This window comes from Romboutsia sp. CE17 (genome assembly GCF_012317385.1).
Lineage (GTDB): Bacteria > Bacillota > Clostridia > Peptostreptococcales > Peptostreptococcaceae > Romboutsia_E.
This window is the reverse complement of sequence record NZ_CP051144.1, coordinates 2,866,321-2,885,419: the sequence shown is the minus strand read 5'-3', so window position 1 is coordinate 2,885,419 and position 19,099 is coordinate 2,866,321. Positions and strand designations below refer to the sequence as shown.

Genomic DNA, 19,099 nt, shown 5'->3' with positions numbered 1-19,099 from the left:
ATTTTACTCTCCTATATCTTCATTTGCATATATATCATTTATTTCTTGTGTATATTTTCCATCTTCTCCATAAACATATAATGGATCTAATATTTTTAATTCTGGTTTTCCATCTTTTATAAACTCTACTAAAAGTAAATTAGGTGCTTTATTTGCTCTTGGATGAACAAATTGTACTACCTTTGGCTCTAATCTGTATTTTCTTCCAAGCTCTATTATATCTACTAATCTCGTAGGTCTATGTATCATATAGAATTTACCTCTAGGCATTACTAACCTTGAAGCTGATCTTATTACATCTTCTAAATTACATTTTACCTCATGTCTTGAAATAGCTTTTTTATCATTAGGATTTTTTATTCCGTCCATATGCATATAAGGAGGATTTGAAGTAACTACATGGTATCCATGTACTTCTAACTCTTTATCTATCGTTTTTATATCGGCATTTATAATCTCTACTCTATCCTCTAAATTATTTAATTTCACAGAGCGAGTTGCCATTTCATATACTTCTTCTTGTATTTCTACTCCTACTATTTTCTTTGCCTTACTTTTTCCTGCAATAAGTATTGGTATTATACCAGTTCCGGTTCCTAAATCAGCTACATTTGCATCTTTCTTTACTTTAGCAAAGTTTGCTAAAAGTACTGCATCTATTCCAAAACAGAACCCATTAGTATCTTGTATCAACTTTAATCCTTTTAACTGTAAATCATCTATTCTCTCTGTGTCTTTTAATTTTATGTCCATATATATCTCCTTATTTTTAAAGGGTAGGAAATTCCTACCCCTAGTTTTTATATTAATAAGTTTATTTTAGTCCTCTAGTTTCTTTAACTCTCTAAGTGTTGCTGCATCAATTTGATCATCTTTATTTTTACAACAACCTCCACACTTCTTAGCTTCTTGTAATACCTTTATTTCTTCTCTCATACAAGTTTTTATAGTTTTATCATTAAACTCAATCTTAGCTTGTTCTAATAAAGGATTCACTTCTATTACCTTACCTTTATTTGAACCCACTTTAACTAAGTCTCCAACTGAAGGCATTTTTTCTATTGCCTCAACATAAACATCATGCTCATACTTTAAGCAACAGAACAATCTACCACAAATTCCTGATATTTTAGTTGGATTTAATGATAAACTTTGGTCTTTAGCCATTTTTATAGAAACTGGTTGGAAATCTCCTAGCCATGAAGAACAGCATAAGCTTCTTCCACATGGTCCTAGACCACCTATTGATTTTGCTTCATCTCTAACCCCAATTTGTCTTAGCTCTATTCTTGTTTTAAAAATAGCTGCTAAGTCTTTTACAAGTTCTCTAAAGTCTATTCTTCCTTCTGCTGTAAAATAGAATATTAATTTATTTCTATCAAAAGTATACTCACAATCTATTAAAAACATAGTAAGTTCATGCTCTTTTATTTTTTGTTGGCATAATTCAAATGTTTCTTTAGCCTTTTCTTTATTTTCCTGATATATCTTAGTATCTTCAGGAGTAGCTATTCTTATTATAGGTTTTAATGGTGATACTAGTTTATTTTCATCTATTTCTTTTGGTCCAACAATAACTGTACCGTATTCTAAACCTCTTGCAGTTTCAACAACTACATCTGTATTTTGCTCTATTTCAAAATCTACAGGGTCAAAGTAGTATATTTTACCTGCGTTTTTGAACCTAACACCCACTATTTTTATCATTTTATCACCTCATATATGTTCAAAGCCATAACCTGTATACTTACACTAAAGTTACAATTGCTTCTCATCTTTCTTTTAGTTTCTTCTATTATATCAATAATCTTAGATACTTGAGAATAAGTAATTTTACTACTCATATTTTGTATGAAGGTAATTCTATCCCCGTTTATAATCATATCTTTATCAACTTTACCTTTACTAAGCATCATATCTCTAAAATAGTTAATCATCATATCTAAAATTACAATAATTTTATCCTTATATTTTTCCATATCAGATGATATATTTAAAATTTCAACCATATTTTTATCTAATATGTATTGTATATATTTTTGTATATCATCCCTCATTATAGAAAAATCGTTAGATTCGGATAATTCTAAAGCTTTTTCGATACTTCCTCTAGAGAAATTAGCTAATAGTGTAGCTCTTTTCTCTTCTATACCTCTACCCATTAAGTATCTTTTTAAATCTATAATAGATATAGGCAAAAACTTTATTATTTCACATCTTGATTTTATTGTTGGTAATAAAGACTCTTTATTATTTGTAATCAAAATTATTATAGCATAATCTGGTGGCTCCTCTAAGGTTTTTAATAAAGCATTCTGAGACTCAACCGTCATTTTTTCTGCATGATTGATTACATATATTTTATATTTACTATGTGGTTTAATTATTATATCTGATTGCAATTCTCTAATTTGAGCTATTTTTATACTACTACCTGTAGGCTCTATTTTTATATAATCAGGACTATTTTCTGCATTTTCGACTTCAATTAATATTTTACCAAATTCTTTTGCAAATAAATTCTTTCCTATACCATCAATTCCCTCAAACATATATGCATGATTAACTTTGTCATTTTTAATAGAGTTTCCAATATACTTCTTGGCAAACTCTTGACCTATAATATTATTAAAATACATATTTATATCTCCATTGGACTATATACTTTGTTTTACTATCTTATAAATTTCTTCATGGATATCATCTATAGTTCTTAGTTGTCCATCTCTAACACAGTCTATCTTTTTCCAATTGTATTTATCTGCTATATATAATGAATTTTTATATGACTTTGTTAAGTAATCAATATCACGTTCATGTATATCTTTTTCATCTTCACCAGTTATTTTATTTTTTCTATTAGCCATTAATTTTTGGCTAAATTCTATTGGCATGTCTAAAAATATTACACAATCTGGCTCTGGTATCTTATACATATTAAACTCAAAATCTACTAACCAGTCCAAATACTTATCTCTATTTAACTCATCCATTTTAGAGGCTTGATGGACCATATTAGAAGTTGTATATCTATCAGCTATAACTATCCCACCATTGTTATAGAACTCTTCCCATTCAGTTTTAAATGATGCATATCTATCAGCTGCATAAAAAGTAGATGCTACATATGGATCTACATCCGAAGGATTTTTACCAAAATCACCTCTTAAATACATTTTTACTAATGCTGATGATTCTCCATCATAATTAGGATATTCTACTTTTCTAATATTGCTGTACTCACTTGATAATCTATCCACTAGTTTTTTAGTTTGAGTTGCTTTACCACTAGCATCAGATCCACTCTCTATAATTATTAATTTGCCTTTCATATTTCGTTCCTCCATAGAATTATACATTATTCTATAATTTGAATTTTCCCTAAAGTTGAATCTTTTAATCCACTTACACTCATTCCTTTTTTGTTACAGAATAGTATATAATCAATAATTTCTTTTGTTATTATTTCTCCAGGTGATGTTAAACTTATTCCTGGAGGATAAGGAATTATATATTCACCACATATTTTCCCTATACTTTCATATATTTTAACACTTTTCTTATCTTTATAGAATGCTTCTCTTGGTGTTAGTTTTTTTACTGGTATATTATTAGGATAATCTATTGGATTTATTTTTTTATTTGACTTATATTTTTTTATTATATCGTTTAAAGCTGTTTCTAGACTTATGAAATCCTCTTTATCATTACCTATTGTACACACTAAAAGAGAACCGTAATAATTAGATAACTCTACTTGTATATTATACTCTTCTCTAAGTATAGTTTCTAGCTCATAGCCTATTAATCCTATTTTAGTAGTTGATATAAATAATTTTGTAGCATCATTAGTTTCATAAAATTCTATATTTTTATTGTGTATAAATTTATTTTTAAAATTATCTATATTATTTAAAAGATCTTCCATCAAATTTTTTCCATATCTTTTATAAATATCTACGGCTATTTCTAAAGAAGACATTAATAAATATGATGGGCTTGATGATTCTATTATTTTTAAAATGGATTTTAATTTATTTTTATCTACTCTATTCCCTTGAGTATGAATCATCGATGATTGTGTAAATGAAGGTAAAGTTTTATGAGTACTTTGAATAACTATATCTGCTCCTTGTTCTAAAGCTGTTTTAGGTAATTTATCACTTAAACCTAAATGTGCTCCATGAGCTTCATCTACAATCACAACCATACTTTTACTATGAGCATAATCACATATCTTTTTTAAATCATATGTCATTCCATAATAAGTTGGATATGTAAGTATTATAGCCTTTGCATCTTTATTATTATCTATAACACGAATTGCATCATCTTCATTTACACCCTTTAATATAGTAGTCTCTTTATCAATTTCTGACTGTATATATACTGGATCTACATCCCCTAATATACATGCATTAATTACAGATTGATGGCAATCTCTATTAACTATTATTTTACTTTTTGGTGAACATAAAGCCATTATAGAAGCTTGTATACCACAAGTGCTACCATTTATCAAATAATATGTTTCATCGCTTTTAAAGGCTTCTGAAGCATTATTTTGAGACCTTTTTATTATACCTTCTGGTGAATGTAAATTATCTGTTCCTGGAATTTCTGTAGTATCCATTTTATATATTTTTTCTAATATACTTTTATAATTTAATTTTTCATATATTTTACCTAGCTTGTGACCTGGCACATGAAATGAAATTAAATTTTCTTCTAAGTTTTTATTCAGTTCATCTATTATCAAATTATTCATTTAATCTCCTTAATACTATTTATTAGTTTATTAAAAATATATTTTATTATTTGTGATTTTAATTATACATTATTTATAATAACTATAATTATCTTATTAATATCTTTTATATCACCTTCATATATTATTATAAATTTATAAAAAGTTAAAGACCGTTGACTAAATATAGTCACGGTCTTTTTTTATTTTTATTATAAGTTATTAGTTATGTACTTCTATTTATACTTTAAATATATATTTATAATTTTATATATTTATAATTTTATATATTTTTATTTTCAAAAACTCCGGTCATAATTAAATATATTGCTGACAATCCCACAATAAAATATAATATTCTACTTACTACTTCATATGTTCCTCCAAATACATTACCTAATAAGTCAACTCCAAAGGCTCCTATTAGTCCCCAATTTATAGCTCCCACTATCACTAAAATCATTGCGAGTCTTTTCACATGTATCACTCCTATTATTTTATTTTAGCTTTTTTAATAGTATCTACATGTTTTTAAAAGTTAACCATTTTTAAAATATAAAATTATAATAAAAAAAGATTACGTGGCTACGTCTTACTCTCCCAGGAGGTTGCCCCCAAGTACCATCAGCGCTAAAGAGCTTAACTTCTGTGTTCGAAATGGGAACAGGTGTATCCTCTTTGCTATAGTAACCACATAATCTTTCGATTAACTTATTATTAAGTTATTTAGAGTTAATACTCTGAAAACTGCATATCATTTAGAATTTATCATTTAAATTGTGGTCAAGTCCTCGACCTATTAGTATCGATAAGCTAAATACATTACTGCACTTACACCTTCGACCTATCAACCAGGTAGTCTTCCTGGGGTCTTACCCTTACGGTGGGAAATCTTATCTTGAAGTCGGCTTCGCGCTTAGATGCTTTCAGCGCTTATCCATTCCGCACTTAGCTACCCAGCTATGCCCTTGGCAGAACAACTGGTACACCAGAGGTGCGTCCATCCCGGTCCTCTCGTACTAAGGACAGGTCTCCTCAAATTTCCTACGCCTGCGACGGATAGGGACCGAACTGTCTCACGACGTTCTGAACCCAGCTCGCGTACCACTTTAATGGGCGAACAGCCCAACCCTTGGGACCTACTACAGCCCCAGGATGTGATGAGCCGACATCGAGGTGCCAAACCTCCCCGTCGATGTGGACTCTTGGGGGAGATAAGCCTGTTATCCCCAGGGTAGCTTTTATCCGTTGAGCGATGGCCCTTCCATGCGGAACCACCGGATCACTAAGTCCGACTTTCGTCCTTGCTCGACCTGTATGTCTTGCAATCAAGCTCTCTTGTGCCTTTACACTCTACGTACGATTTCCGACCGTACTGAGAGAACCTTTGAGCGCCTCCGTTACTTTTTGGGAGGCGACCGCCCCAGTCAAACTGCCCACCTGACAGTGTCCCAAGACCAGATTCATGGCCTATGGTTAGAGTCCCAGTACTACAAGGGTGGTATCCCAAGGGTGACTCCACGCAAACTGGCGTTCACGCTTCATAGTCTCCCACCTATCCTGTACATGTAGTACCAAGACCCAATGTCAAGCTACAGTAAAGCTCCATGGGGTCTTTCCGTCCTGTCGCAGGTAACCGGCATCTTCACCGGTATTACAATTTCACCCAGTCTGTTGTTGAGACAGTGCCCAAATCGTTACGCCTTTCGTGCGGGTCGGAACTTACCCGACAAGGAATTTCGCTACCTTAGGACCGTTATAGTTACGGCCGCCGTTTACTGGGGCTTAAGTTCACTGCTTCGATTGCTCTAACAGATCCCCTTAACCTTCCAGCACCGGGCAGGCGTCAGCTCCTATACATCGTCTTGCGACTTAGCAGAAACCTGTGTTTTTGGTAAACAGTCGCTTGGGCCTATTCTCTGCGGCCTGCAAATGCAGGCACCCCTTCTCCCGAAGTTACGGGGTCATTTTGCCGAGTTCCTTAACAACAGTTCTCTGGCTGGCCTTAGGATACTCTCCTCACCCACCTGTGTCGGTTTGCGGTACAGGCACCTTTAACCTCGATAGAGACTTTTCTCGACAGTGTGAAATCAGCTACTTCGCTACTAAATTTCGCTCCGCATCACATCCTAGCATTATTCCTACGGATTTGCCTATAGGAACTGCCTCAATGCTTGCCCGTACATAACCAACAGTACGGTTAGCTTATCCTACTGTGTCATCCCATCTCTCAAACGGTTATTGGTGGTACAGGAATATCAACCTGTTGTCCATCACCTACGCCTTTCGGCCTCGGCTTAGGTCCTGACTAACCCAGGGCGGACGAACCTTCCCCTGGAAACCTTGGGTTTACGGCCTGTGGGATTCTCACCCACATCTCGCTACTCATGCCAACATTCTCACTCGTATACTGTCCACATGTCCTTACGGTCATGCTTCAACCTGCATACGAAGCTCCCCTACCCATCATAATGATGCCGTAGCTTCGGTAGTACGTTTTAGCCCCGGAAATTTTCGGCGCAGGATCACTCGACCAGTGAGCTATTACGCACTCTTTAAATGAGTGGCTGCTTCTAAGCCAACATCCTGGTTGTCTGTGCAATCCCACATCCTTTACCACTTAACGTACATTTAGGGACCTTAGCTGACGATCTGGGCTGTTGCCCTCTTGACTATGAATCTTATCACCCACAGTCTGACTCCCAAGTATAAGAATACGGCATTCGGAGTTTGATAGTCTTCGGTAAGTGCAATACCCCCTAGGACATTCAGTGCTCTACCTCCGCTTCTCTCAACCTTGAGGCTAGCCCTAAAGCTATTTCGGGGAGAACCAGCTATCTCCGGGCTCGATTGGAATTTCACCGCTATCCACAAGTCATCCCCGAGCTTTTCAACGCTCGTGGGTTCGGTCCTCCACGAAATTTTACTTTCGCTTCAACCTGCTCATGGATAGGTCGCCCGGTTTCGGGTCTACGCCAAGTAACTTAAATCGCCCATTTAAGACTCGCTTTCGCTACGGCTCCACACCTTAAGTGCTTAACCTTGCTACTTAACGTAACTCGTTGGCCCGTTCTACAAAAAGTACGCGGTCACACAAGAAATGTGCTCCCACAGCTTGTAAGTACAGGGTTTCAGGTTCTATTTCACTCCCCTCCCGGGGTTCTTTTCACCTTTCCCTCACGGTACTATGCGCTATCGGTCACTAGGTAGTATTTAGGCTTGGAGGATGGTCCCTCCTGCTTCCCACAGGGTTTCACGTGTCCCGTGGTACTCTGGATCATGTCTAAAGTCTTCTCGTTTCAGCTACAGGGCTATTACCTTTTATAGCGGAGCTTTCCAACTCTCTTCACTTACGATACCTCTTCGTTAATGACATGTCCGCAACCCCAACGAAGTAAACTTCATTGGTTTGGCCTGTTCCGCGTTCGCTCGCCGCTACTTACGGAATCGATTTTTCTTTCTCTTCCTCCAGGTACTTAGATGTTTCAGTTCCCCGGGTTCCCCTCGCTAAGCTATGTATTCACTTAACGATACTTAGACATTACTCTAAGTGAGTTTCCTCATTCGGAAATCTTCGGATCAAAGTTTACGTGCAACTCCCCGAAGCTTATCGCAGCTTATCACGTCCTTCATCGGCTCCTAGTGCCAAGGCATCCGCCCTGCACCCTTAATAACTTGACCAGTTATTAAAGTTGATTTTAAAGACTTCTCTGTCTATTTATAATTAAATGATGTCATATCACTAAATGTTATGCAGTTTTCAAAGTACTAATGGTGGAGATGAGGAGGATCGAACTCCTGACCCCTTGCGTGCAAGGCAAGTGCTCTCCCAGCTGAGCTACACCCCCATATTATTTTTTCAACAGGTTATATTATAATAACTTTGTCGATTCTTGTCAATATTTTTTTTAAGGATTTTTAAGAACCCTCAAAATTAAACAGTAGGCAATTCTCCTTAGAAAGGAGGTGATCCAGCCGCACCTTCCGATACGGCTACCTTGTTACGACTTCACCCCAGTTATTGGTTTCACCTTCGACGGCCGCTTCCAAAAGGTTAGCTAACCGGCTTCGGGCGCCCCCAACTCCCATGGTGTGACGGGCGGTGTGTACAAGACCCGGGAACGCATTCACCGCAGCATTCTGATCTGCGATTACTAGTAACTCCAGCTTCATGTAGGCGAGTTTCAGCCTACAATCCGAACTGAGAATGGCTTTAAGGGATTAGCTCCGCCTCACGACTTGGCTGCCCTCTGTACCACCCATTGTAGCACGTGTGTAGCCCTAAGCATAAGGGGCATGATGATTTGACGTCATCCCCACCTTCCTCCAGGTTATCCCTGGCAGTCCCTCTAGAGTGCCCAACTTAATGCTGGCAACTAAAGGCAAGGGTTGCGCTCGTTGCGGGACTTAACCCAACATCTCACGACACGAGCTGACGACAACCATGCACCACCTGTCACTTCTGTCCCCGAAGGGAAATCTCCGATTAGGGAGAGGTCAAAAGGATGTCAAGCTTAGGTAAGGTTCTTCGCGTTGCTTCGAATTAAACCACATGCTCCGCTACTTGTGCGGGTCCCCGTCAATTCCTTTGAGTTTCACTCTTGCGAGCGTACTTCCCAGGCGGAGTACTTAATGCGTTAGCTGCGCCACCGAAGGGGGTAACCTCCGACAGCTAGTACTCATCGTTTACGGCGTGGACTACCAGGGTATCTAATCCTGTTTGCTCCCCACGCTTTCGTGCCTCAGTGTCAGTTACAGTCCAGAGAGCCGCCTTCGCAACTGGTGTTCCTCCTAATATCTACGCATTTCACCGCTACACTAGGAATTCCACTCTCCTCTCCTGCACTCAAGTTTCCCAGTTTCAAAGGCTTACTACGGTTGAGCCGTAGCCTTTCACCTCTGACTTAAGAAACCACCTACGCACCCTTTACGCCCAGTAATTCCGGATAACGCTAGCCCCCTACGTATTACCGCGGCTGCTGGCACGTAGTTAGCCGGGGCTTCCTCCTCAAGTACCGTCATTATCTTCCTTGAGGACAGAGCTTTACGACCCGAAGGCCTTCATCGCTCACGCGGCGTTGCTGCATCAGGCTTTCGCCCATTGTGCAATATTCCCCACTGCTGCCTCCCGTAGGAGTTTGGACCGTGTCTCAGTTCCAATGTGGCCGATCACCCTCTCAGGTCGGCTACTGATCGTCGCCTTGGTAAGCCGTTACCTTACCAACTAGCTAATCAGACGCGGGTCCATCCTATACCGCCGGAGCTTTGATAAGAAATCCATGCGAATCTCTTATGTCATCTCGTATTAGCGTACCTTTCGGTACGTTATCCGTGTGTATAGGGCAGGTTACCCACGCGTTACTCACCCGTCCGCCGCTCACCCCGAAGGGTTCGCTCGACTTGCATGTGTTAGGCACGCCGCCAGCGTTCATCCTGAGCCAGGATCAAACTCTCAAATAAAAGTTGTCCATCGCTCAGCTAATCATTATCTGAATATCTGGCTTGGTTGTTTGTGTTTAATTCTTAAAATTATTCGCCAACGTCTATTCTCTATGAGAATATCCCGTTGCTCAAAAAAAGAATTTAAGTTATATAAATTAACCTACTGTTTAATTTTCAAAGTTCTTAAAGTGGTGGACCATCAGGGACTCGAACCCCAGACCTACCGGTTATGAGCCGGGCGCTCTAACCAACTGAGCTAATGGTCCACTTTAATTTGGTGCCGAAGACCGGAATCGAACCGGTACGAGAGGTAAGTCCCGCAGGATTTTAAGTCCTGTGCGTCTGCCAGTTCCGCCACTTCGGCACTTAACGTGGCTACGTCTTACTCTCCCGGGAGGTTGCCCCCCAAGTACCATCAGCGCTAAAGAGCTTAACTTCTGTGTTCGGAATGGGAACAGGTGTATCCTCTTTGCTATAGTAACCACATTAAATTGCTTTGTTTTTAAGACAAGTATTATATTAACATCTTTATTTTAAAATGTCAACACCTTTATTAAATCTTTTCTATAAAAAAATCTTAAAGTTAATACTCTGAAAACTGCATATCATTTAGAATTTATCATTTAAATTGTGGTCAAGTCCTCGACCTATTAGTATCGATAAGCTAAATACATTACTGCACTTACACCTTCGACCTATCAACCAGGTAGTCTTCCTGGGGTCTTACCCTTACGGTGGGAAATCTTATCTTGAAGTCGGCTTCGCGCTTAGATGCTTTCAGCGCTTATCCATTCCGCACTTAGCTACCCAGCTATGCCCTTGGCAGAACAACTGGTACACCAGAGGTGCGTCCATCCCGGTCCTCTCGTACTAAGGACAGGTCTCCTCAAATTTCCTACGCCTGCGACGGATAGGGACCGAACTGTCTCACGACGTTCTGAACCCAGCTCGCGTACCACTTTAATGGGCGAACAGCCCAACCCTTGGGACCTACTACAGCCCCAGGATGTGATGAGCCGACATCGAGGTGCCAAACCTCCCCGTCGATGTGGACTCTTGGGGGAGATAAGCCTGTTATCCCCAGGGTAGCTTTTATCCGTTGAGCGATGGCCCTTCCATGCGGAACCACCGGATCACTAAGTCCGACTTTCGTCCTTGCTCGACCTGTATGTCTTGCAATCAAGCTCTCTTGTGCCTTTACACTCTACGTACGATTTCCGACCGTACTGAGAGAACCTTTGAGCGCCTCCGTTACTTTTTGGGAGGCGACCGCCCCAGTCAAACTGCCCACCTGACAGTGTCCCAAGACCAGATTCATGGCCTATGGTTAGAGTCCCAGTACTACAAGGGTGGTATCCCAAGGGTGACTCCACGCAAACTGGCGTTCACGCTTCATAGTCTCCCACCTATCCTGTACATGTAGTACCAAGACCCAATGTCAAGCTACAGTAAAGCTCCATGGGGTCTTTCCGTCCTGTCGCAGGTAACCGGCATCTTCACCGGTATTACAATTTCACCCAGTCTGTTGTTGAGACAGTGCCCAAATCGTTACGCCTTTCGTGCGGGTCGGAACTTACCCGACAAGGAATTTCGCTACCTTAGGACCGTTATAGTTACGGCCGCCGTTTACTGGGGCTTAAGTTCACTGCTTCGATTGCTCTAACAGATCCCCTTAACCTTCCAGCACCGGGCAGGCGTCAGCTCCTATACATCGTCTTGCGACTTAGCAGAAACCTGTGTTTTTGGTAAACAGTCGCTTGGGCCTATTCTCTGCGGCCTGCAAATGCAGGCACCCCTTCTCCCGAAGTTACGGGGTCATTTTGCCGAGTTCCTTAACAACAGTTCTCTGGCTGGCCTTAGGATACTCTCCTCACCCACCTGTGTCGGTTTGCGGTACAGGCACCTTTAACCTCGATAGAGACTTTTCTCGACAGTGTGAAATCAGCTACTTCGCTACTAAATTTCGCTCCGCATCACATCCTAGCATTATTCCTACGGATTTGCCTATAGGAACTGCCTCAATGCTTGCCCGTACATAACCAACAGTACGGTTAGCTTATCCTACTGTGTCATCCCATCTCTCAAACGGTTATTGGTGGTACAGGAATATCAACCTGTTGTCCATCACCTACGCCTTTCGGCCTCGGCTTAGGTCCTGACTAACCCAGGGCGGACGAACCTTCCCCTGGAAACCTTGGGTTTACGGCCTGTGGGATTCTCACCCACATCTCGCTACTCATGCCAACATTCTCACTCGTATACTGTCCACATGTCCTTACGGTCATGCTTCAACCTGCATACGAAGCTCCCCTACCCATCATAATGATGCCGTAGCTTCGGTAGTACGTTTTAGCCCCGGAAATTTTCGGCGCAGGATCACTCGACCAGTGAGCTATTACGCACTCTTTAAATGAGTGGCTGCTTCTAAGCCAACATCCTGGTTGTCTGTGCAATCCCACATCCTTTACCACTTAACGTACATTTAGGGACCTTAGCTGACGATCTGGGCTGTTGCCCTCTTGACTATGAATCTTATCACCCACAGTCTGACTCCCAAGTATAAGAATACGGCATTCGGAGTTTGATAGTCTTCGGTAAGTGCAATACCCCCTAGGACATTCAGTGCTCTACCTCCGCTTCTCTCAACCTTGAGGCTAGCCCTAAAGCTATTTCGGGGAGAACCAGCTATCTCCGGGCTCGATTGGAATTTCACCGCTATCCACAAGTCATCCCCGAGCTTTTCAACGCTCGTGGGTTCGGTCCTCCACGAAATTTTACTTTCGCTTCAACCTGCTCATGGATAGGTCGCCCGGTTTCGGGTCTACGCCAAGTAACTTAAATCGCCCATTTAAGACTCGCTTTCGCTACGGCTCCACACCTTAAGTGCTTAACCTTGCTACTTAACGTAACTCGTTGGCCCGTTCTACAAAAAGTACGCGGTCACACAAGAAATGTGCTCCCACAGCTTGTAAGTACAGGGTTTCAGGTTCTATTTCACTCCCCTCCCGGGGTTCTTTTCACCTTTCCCTCACGGTACTATGCGCTATCGGTCACTAGGTAGTATTTAGGCTTGGAGGATGGTCCCTCCTGCTTCCCACAGGGTTTCACGTGTCCCGTGGTACTCTGGATCATGTCTAAAGTCTTCTCGTTTCAGCTACAGGGCTATTACCTTTTATAGCGGAGCTTTCCAACTCTCTTCACTTACGATACCTCTTCGTTAATGACATGTCCGCAACCCCAACGAAGTAAACTTCATTGGTTTGGCCTGTTCCGCGTTCGCTCGCCGCTACTTACGGAATCGATTTTTCTTTCTCTTCCTCCAGGTACTTAGATGTTTCAGTTCCCCGGGTTCCCCTCGCTAAGCTATGTATTCACTTAACGATACTTAGACATTACTCTAAGTGAGTTTCCTCATTCGGAAATCTTCGGATCAAAGTTTACGTGCAACTCCCCGAAGCTTATCGCAGCTTATCACGTCCTTCATCGGCTCCTAGTGCCAAGGCATCCGCCCTGCACCCTTAATAACTTGACCAGTTATTAAAGTTGATTTTAAAGACTTCTCTGTCTATTTATAATTAAATGATGTCATATCACTAAATGTTATGCAGTTTTCAAAGTACTAATGGTGGAGATGAGGAGGATCGAACTCCTGACCCCTTGCGTGCAAGGCAAGTGCTCTCCCAGCTGAGCTACACCCCCATATTATTTTTTCAACAGGTTATATTATAATAACTTTGTCGATTCTTGTCAATATTTTTTTTAAGGATTTTTAAGAACCCTCAAAATTAAACAGTAGGCAATTCTCCTTAGAAAGGAGGTGATCCAGCCGCACCTTCCGATACGGCTACCTTGTTACGACTTCACCCCAGTTATTGGTTTCACCTTCGACGGCCGCTTCCAAAAGGTTAGCTAACCGGCTTCGGGCGCCCCCAACTCCCATGGTGTGACGGGCGGTGTGTACAAGACCCGGGAACGCATTCACCGCAGCATTCTGATCTGCGATTACTAGTAACTCCAGCTTCATGTAGGCGAGTTTCAGCCTACAATCCGAACTGAGAATGGCTTTAAGGGATTAGCTCCGCCTCACGACTTGGCTGCCCTCTGTACCACCCATTGTAGCACGTGTGTAGCCCTAAGCATAAGGGGCATGATGATTTGACGTCATCCCCACCTTCCTCCAGGTTATCCCTGGCAGTCCCTCTAGAGTGCCCAACTTAATGCTGGCAACTAAAGGCAAGGGTTGCGCTCGTTGCGGGACTTAACCCAACATCTCACGACACGAGCTGACGACAACCATGCACCACCTGTCACTTCTGTCCCCGAAGGGAAATCTCCGATTAGGGAGAGGTCAAAAGGATGTCAAGCTTAGGTAAGGTTCTTCGCGTTGCTTCGAATTAAACCACATGCTCCGCTACTTGTGCGGGTCCCCGTCAATTCCTTTGAGTTTCACTCTTGCGAGCGTACTTCCCAGGCGGAGTACTTAATGCGTTAGCTGCGCCACCGAAGGGGGTAACCTCCGACAGCTAGTACTCATCGTTTACGGCGTGGACTACCAGGGTATCTAATCCTGTTTGCTCCCCACGCTTTCGTGCCTCAGTGTCAGTTACAGTCCAGAGAGCCGCCTTCGCAACTGGTGTTCCTCCTAATATCTACGCATTTCACCGCTACACTAGGAATTCCACTCTCCTCTCCTGCACTCAAGTTTCCCAGTTTCAAAGGCTTACTACGGTTGAGCCGTAGCCTTTCACCTCTGACTTAAGAAACCACCTACGCACCCTTTACGCCCAGTAATTCCGGATAACGCTAGCCCCCTACGTATTACCGCGGCTGCTGGCACGTAGTTAGCCGGGGCTTCCTCCTCAAGTACCGTCATTATCTTCCTTGAGGACAGAGCTTTACGACCCGAAGGCCTTCATCGCTCACGCGGCGTTGCTGCATCAGGCTTTCGCCCATTGTGCAATATTCCCCACTGCTGCCTCCCGTAGGAGTTTGGACCGTGTCTCAGTTCCAATGTGGCCGATCACCCTCTCAGGTCGGCTACTGATCGTCGCCTTGGTAAGCCGTTACCTTACCAACTAGCTAATCAGACGCGGGTCCATCCTATACCGCCGGAGCTTTGATAAGAAATCCATGCGAATCTCTTATGTCATCTCGTATTAGCGTACCTTTCGGTACGTTATCCGTGTGTATAGGGCAGGTTACCCACGCGTTACTCACCCGTCCGCCGCTCACCCCGAAGGGTTCGCTCGACTTGCATGTGTTAGGCACGCCGCCAGCGTTCATCCTGAGCCAGGATCAAACTCTCAAATAAAAGTTGTCCATCGCTCAGCTAATCATTACCTGAATATCTGGCTTGGTTGTTTGTGTTTAATTCTTAAAATTATTCGCCAACGTCTATTCTCTATGAGAATATCCCGTTGCTCAAAAAAAAGAATTTAAGTTATATAAATTAACCTACTGTTTAATTTTCAAAGTTCTTAATTTTTTGTCCTTATCTCTCGGACAAGTAATACTATACCAACTTTAACTAATATCGTCAACACTTTTTTTAATATTTTTTATAATTATTTTTATTTGAATTTATTAATAATAATATTATCCACATTATTAACAGCTATTTATCAATATTATATATATTTTAACCCTTACTTATACACATTATTAATATATTTATTAACATTATATACTTTTTATTTTATTATATAATTATAGCATTTTTACAAATAAAATGAGTAGTAAATTCAGCTTCTTTATTTAATCTTCCTTTACTCCTTTCAGATATTTAAAACTCTATATTATATTTATCTTAAATTATATCTCACATAATATATAATTAATACTAAATACTATAAAAGAAGGATAATATTAATTTTATAAAACTAATATTATCCTTCTTTTTACTTAACTTTATATAAAGTATCTTCCATATATTCATATTTTAAAAATATCTTATTTTCTTTTAAGCTTCTTTGTACATCTATTATTCTTTGATTATAAGACCCTCTAAACTTTAACTCTATACTTTTCTTATACTGATCAAACTTACCATCTACTAAAACATCCACTTGCTTAAGTAAATTTAATCTATCCTCATATTCATTATTACTTTTATCTAAAAGTTCTTCAAATGTAAATCCTGTATACGCCCATACATCCAATCCTTTTTTCTTAGCTTCTTTGGCTATTAATTCTAAAGGTATTGGCTGTAAAAATGGCTCTCCTCCTGATAGCGTTATACCTCTTTGTAAGTTTGAATGTTTTATTTCATCAACTATATCTCTATAATCTATTTCATATCCTCCATTTAATATATGTGTTTGTGGGTTATGACATCCATCACAATTATGTATACATCCTTGTGTCCATATAACCATTCTCAACCCTGGACCATCTACAATACTATCAAATATAGTAGGAGATGCTACTCTAAGTTTCATCTTATTACCTCCACTTATATCATACATGCTTCACTCTATCTCTCACTTCAGCTCTTTTCGCATTATTAAATCTATCAACAGTACCAACAAGATATCCAGTTATTCTTCTAATCTTTTCAAATTTAACACTACTTTCATCTTCATTTCTTCCGCAAGCGGGACATATTTTTCCTTCTATTACACCAGAATATCCGCAAATAGGATCTCTATCTACAGGATGATTAACACTTCCATATCCGATTCCTGACTCTTTCATCGCTCTTATTATTGTTTCAAATGCTTCTAAATTATTTGATGGATCACCGTCTAACTCTACATATGTTATATGACCAGCATTAGTAAACTCATGATAAGGAGCTTCTATTCTTATTTTTTCAAACGCACTAATTTTATAATCCACAGGCACATGGAATGAATTAGTATAATACTCTTTATCAGTTATTCCTTTTATTTTTCCATATATCTTTTTATCTATCTTAGTAAACCTTCCAGAAAGACCTTCTGCTGGAGTAGCTATTAAAGAAAAGTTCAACTTATACTTTTCACTTGCCTCATCCATTCTATTTTTCATATGTGAAATTATTCTTATCCCTAATTCTTGAGCTTCTTTACTCTCTCCATGATGCTTTCCTATTAAGCCTATTAAACATTCTGCTAATCCTATAAATCCAATAGTTAACGTACCCTGTTTTATAACCTCGCCTAGCTTGTCTTCAGGTCCTAAATTTTCAGAACCTACCCATATACCTTGTCCCATTAAGAATGGGAAATTTTTCACTTTCTTATTACCTTGTATTTCCATTCTCTCTAATAATTGATCTATAACTAAATCTATTTTTTTATCTAAATCTTTGAAAAATCCATCTAAATCAGTTTCTTTATTACTACTCATCCCATATTTTATACCTAGTCTAGGTAAATTAATGGTAGTGAATGATAAGTTTCCTCTACCACTAACAATTTCTTCTCCACAAATATTTCCTAGAACTCTAGTTCTACACCCCATATATGTTACTTCAGTTTCTGGATGTCCTTCTTTATAATATTTAGCATTAAATGGTGCATCTAAAAAACTAAAATTCGGGAATAATCTCTTAGCAGATACTCTACAGGATAATTTAAACAAATCATAGTTAGGGTCATTTGGATTTAAATTAATACCTTCTTTTACTTTAAATATCAGTATAGGAAATATCGGAGTTTCTCCATTTCCTAGCCCTCTCTCTTGAGATAATAATAAGTTTTTACTTACCATCCTTCCTTCTTCAGATACATCAGTTCCAAAATTAATACTCGAAAAAGGAACTTGTGCTCCAGCTCTAGAGTGCATAGTATTCAAATTATGTATAAATCCTTCCATAGATTGATATGTTTGTCTATCCGTTTCTTTATAGGCTTCTTCATAAGCAAAATGTTGTATAGTTGCAGCTATCTCTTCATCTATATTAAATGCTACTTTTAATTCTTCTTTTTCTTTATCTATGTAATCTTTATTTTGTTTCATACTTAACTTTAAATTATATCTTTTTTCTATATTTGAAATTGTATCTTTTACTTTATCTATATCATCTACACCACAAAATAACTTTAATGCTTTTAACATATTCGATATATAAAGCTTTCTAAATGTTTTATATACACCTTTAGCTAAGCCATAATCAAAGAAAGGTATACTTTGACCTCCATGTTGATCATTTTGATTACTTTGAATTGCTATAGCCGCTAAAGCACCATAACTCATAATATCATTTGGTTCTCTTAAAAAACCATGACCTGTAGAAAAACCTCCTTCAAATAACTTTTCGATATCTATTTGGCAACATGTTAGTGTGCCCATATTTAAAAAGTCCATATCATGTATATGTATATCTCCTTTGTCATGAGCATATGAATGTTCTGGTTTTAATATATGTGTTTTGCAGAATTCCTTTGATACAGCACTACCATATTGAAGCATAGTTCCCATAGCTGTATCCCCGTCAATATTTGCATTTTCTCGTTTTATGTCTGCTTCATTAGCCTCCTCAAATGTAATTTCTTCTATAGCCTTCATTAATCTAGTTTTTGAATTTCTTATTCTACTTCTCTCTGTTCTATATGTTATATATTCTTCACTAGTTTTTGCATGTCCAGTTTCTATTAGTACTTTTACAACTACATCTTGAATATCTTCTACTCCAGGAACTGACTCTGTATATCTAGAATTTAATACTTTTACAACATCTTGAGTTAATTGCTCTGATAATGTATAGTCTGCAGCTTTATTTTCTTTTCTAGCTACCTTATCTGCTGCTAAAAATATTGCCCTTGTTATTCTATCTTCATTGAAAGGTATAACCCTTCCATCCCTTTTTTTAACATTTTTTATCATATAAATGCCCCCTTCCTATCTCTATATATTGTAGCACAACTTTATTATAACCACTATATATTGTGTATATTTAATGAAAATATATTCATTTTTTAAATTTAC

General features: G+C 39.1%; 8 protein-coding genes, 4 tRNA genes and 6 rRNA genes. All 18 read right to left on the bottom strand.

The window, feature by feature from the left end; all coding sequences use genetic code 11:
- Positions 1 to 3: 3 nt before the first annotated feature.
- On the bottom strand, positions 4 to 753 hold the full coding sequence (locus tag HF520_RS14045; RefSeq protein ID WP_168574507.1) for a tRNA1(Val) (adenine(37)-N6)-methyltransferase: 750 nt from the start codon (positions 751 to 753) through the stop codon (positions 4 to 6).
- A 66-nt stretch (positions 754 to 819) separates the two neighbouring features.
- The gene (locus tag HF520_RS14040; RefSeq protein WP_168574506.1) at positions 820 to 1,707 is read right to left on the bottom strand and encodes a PSP1 domain-containing protein; all 888 of its coding nucleotides are present in this window, start codon (positions 1,705 to 1,707) and stop codon (positions 820 to 822) included.
- Positions 1,704 to 2,639 (bottom strand): DNA polymerase III subunit, encoded by a 936-nt coding sequence (locus HF520_RS14035; RefSeq protein ID WP_168574505.1) that lies wholly within the window; start codon positions 2,637 to 2,639, stop codon positions 1,704 to 1,706. The genes HF520_RS14040 and HF520_RS14035 overlap by 4 nt, the downstream gene beginning before the upstream one ends.
- Positions 2,640 to 2,657: 18 nt before the next feature.
- Complete coding sequence (locus HF520_RS14030) at positions 2,658 to 3,332, bottom strand: dTMP kinase (protein WP_168574504.1); 675 nt, start codon at positions 3,330 to 3,332, stop codon at positions 2,658 to 2,660.
- A 26-nt stretch (positions 3,333 to 3,358) separates the two neighbouring features.
- Entirely contained in the window at positions 3,359 to 4,768 is a 1,410-nt protein-coding gene (locus tag HF520_RS14025) for an aminotransferase class I/II-fold pyridoxal phosphate-dependent enzyme (RefSeq protein ID WP_168574503.1), read from the bottom strand.
- A gap of 262 nt (positions 4,769 to 5,030) precedes the next feature.
- Entirely contained in the window at positions 5,031 to 5,225 is a 195-nt protein-coding gene (locus HF520_RS14020) for a DUF378 domain-containing protein (protein ID WP_168574502.1), read from the bottom strand.
- 101 nt (positions 5,226 to 5,326) lie between these two features.
- Positions 5,327 to 5,442 (bottom strand): 5S ribosomal RNA (rrf, locus tag HF520_RS14015).
- 84 nt (positions 5,443 to 5,526) lie between these two features.
- Positions 5,527 to 8,428, bottom strand: a 23S ribosomal RNA gene (locus tag HF520_RS14010).
- A 91-nt stretch (positions 8,429 to 8,519) separates the two neighbouring features.
- Positions 8,520 to 8,595, bottom strand: a tRNA-Ala gene (locus HF520_RS14005).
- A gap of 111 nt (positions 8,596 to 8,706) precedes the next feature.
- Positions 8,707 to 10,207: ribosomal RNA gene (locus tag HF520_RS14000) — 16S ribosomal RNA — on the bottom strand.
- A gap of 171 nt (positions 10,208 to 10,378) precedes the next feature.
- Positions 10,379 to 10,455: transfer RNA gene (locus HF520_RS13995), tRNA-Ile, on the bottom strand.
- Between the two features lie 9 nt (positions 10,456 to 10,464).
- Positions 10,465 to 10,553: transfer RNA gene (locus HF520_RS13990), tRNA-Leu, on the bottom strand.
- Between the two features lie 5 nt (positions 10,554 to 10,558).
- Positions 10,559 to 10,675, bottom strand: a 5S ribosomal RNA gene (rrf, locus tag HF520_RS13985).
- A gap of 144 nt (positions 10,676 to 10,819) precedes the next feature.
- A 23S ribosomal RNA gene (locus HF520_RS13980) occupies positions 10,820 to 13,721 on the bottom strand.
- 91 nt (positions 13,722 to 13,812) lie between these two features.
- Positions 13,813 to 13,888, bottom strand: a tRNA-Ala gene (locus HF520_RS13975).
- A gap of 111 nt (positions 13,889 to 13,999) precedes the next feature.
- A 16S ribosomal RNA gene (locus HF520_RS13970) occupies positions 14,000 to 15,500 on the bottom strand.
- Together the 16S, 23S and 5S rRNA genes with 4 tRNA genes alongside form the textbook arrangement of a ribosomal RNA operon.
- 586 nt (positions 15,501 to 16,086) lie before the next feature.
- Positions 16,087 to 16,626 (bottom strand): anaerobic ribonucleoside-triphosphate reductase activating protein, encoded by a 540-nt coding sequence (nrdG, locus tag HF520_RS13965; protein ID WP_168574501.1) that lies wholly within the window; start codon positions 16,624 to 16,626, stop codon positions 16,087 to 16,089.
- A gap of 19 nt (positions 16,627 to 16,645) precedes the next feature.
- A complete protein-coding gene (locus HF520_RS13960) occupies positions 16,646 to 18,997 on the bottom strand; it encodes an anaerobic ribonucleoside triphosphate reductase (RefSeq protein WP_168574500.1) in 2,352 nt (783 codons plus the stop codon).
- Positions 18,998 to 19,099: the final 102 nt, after the last annotated feature.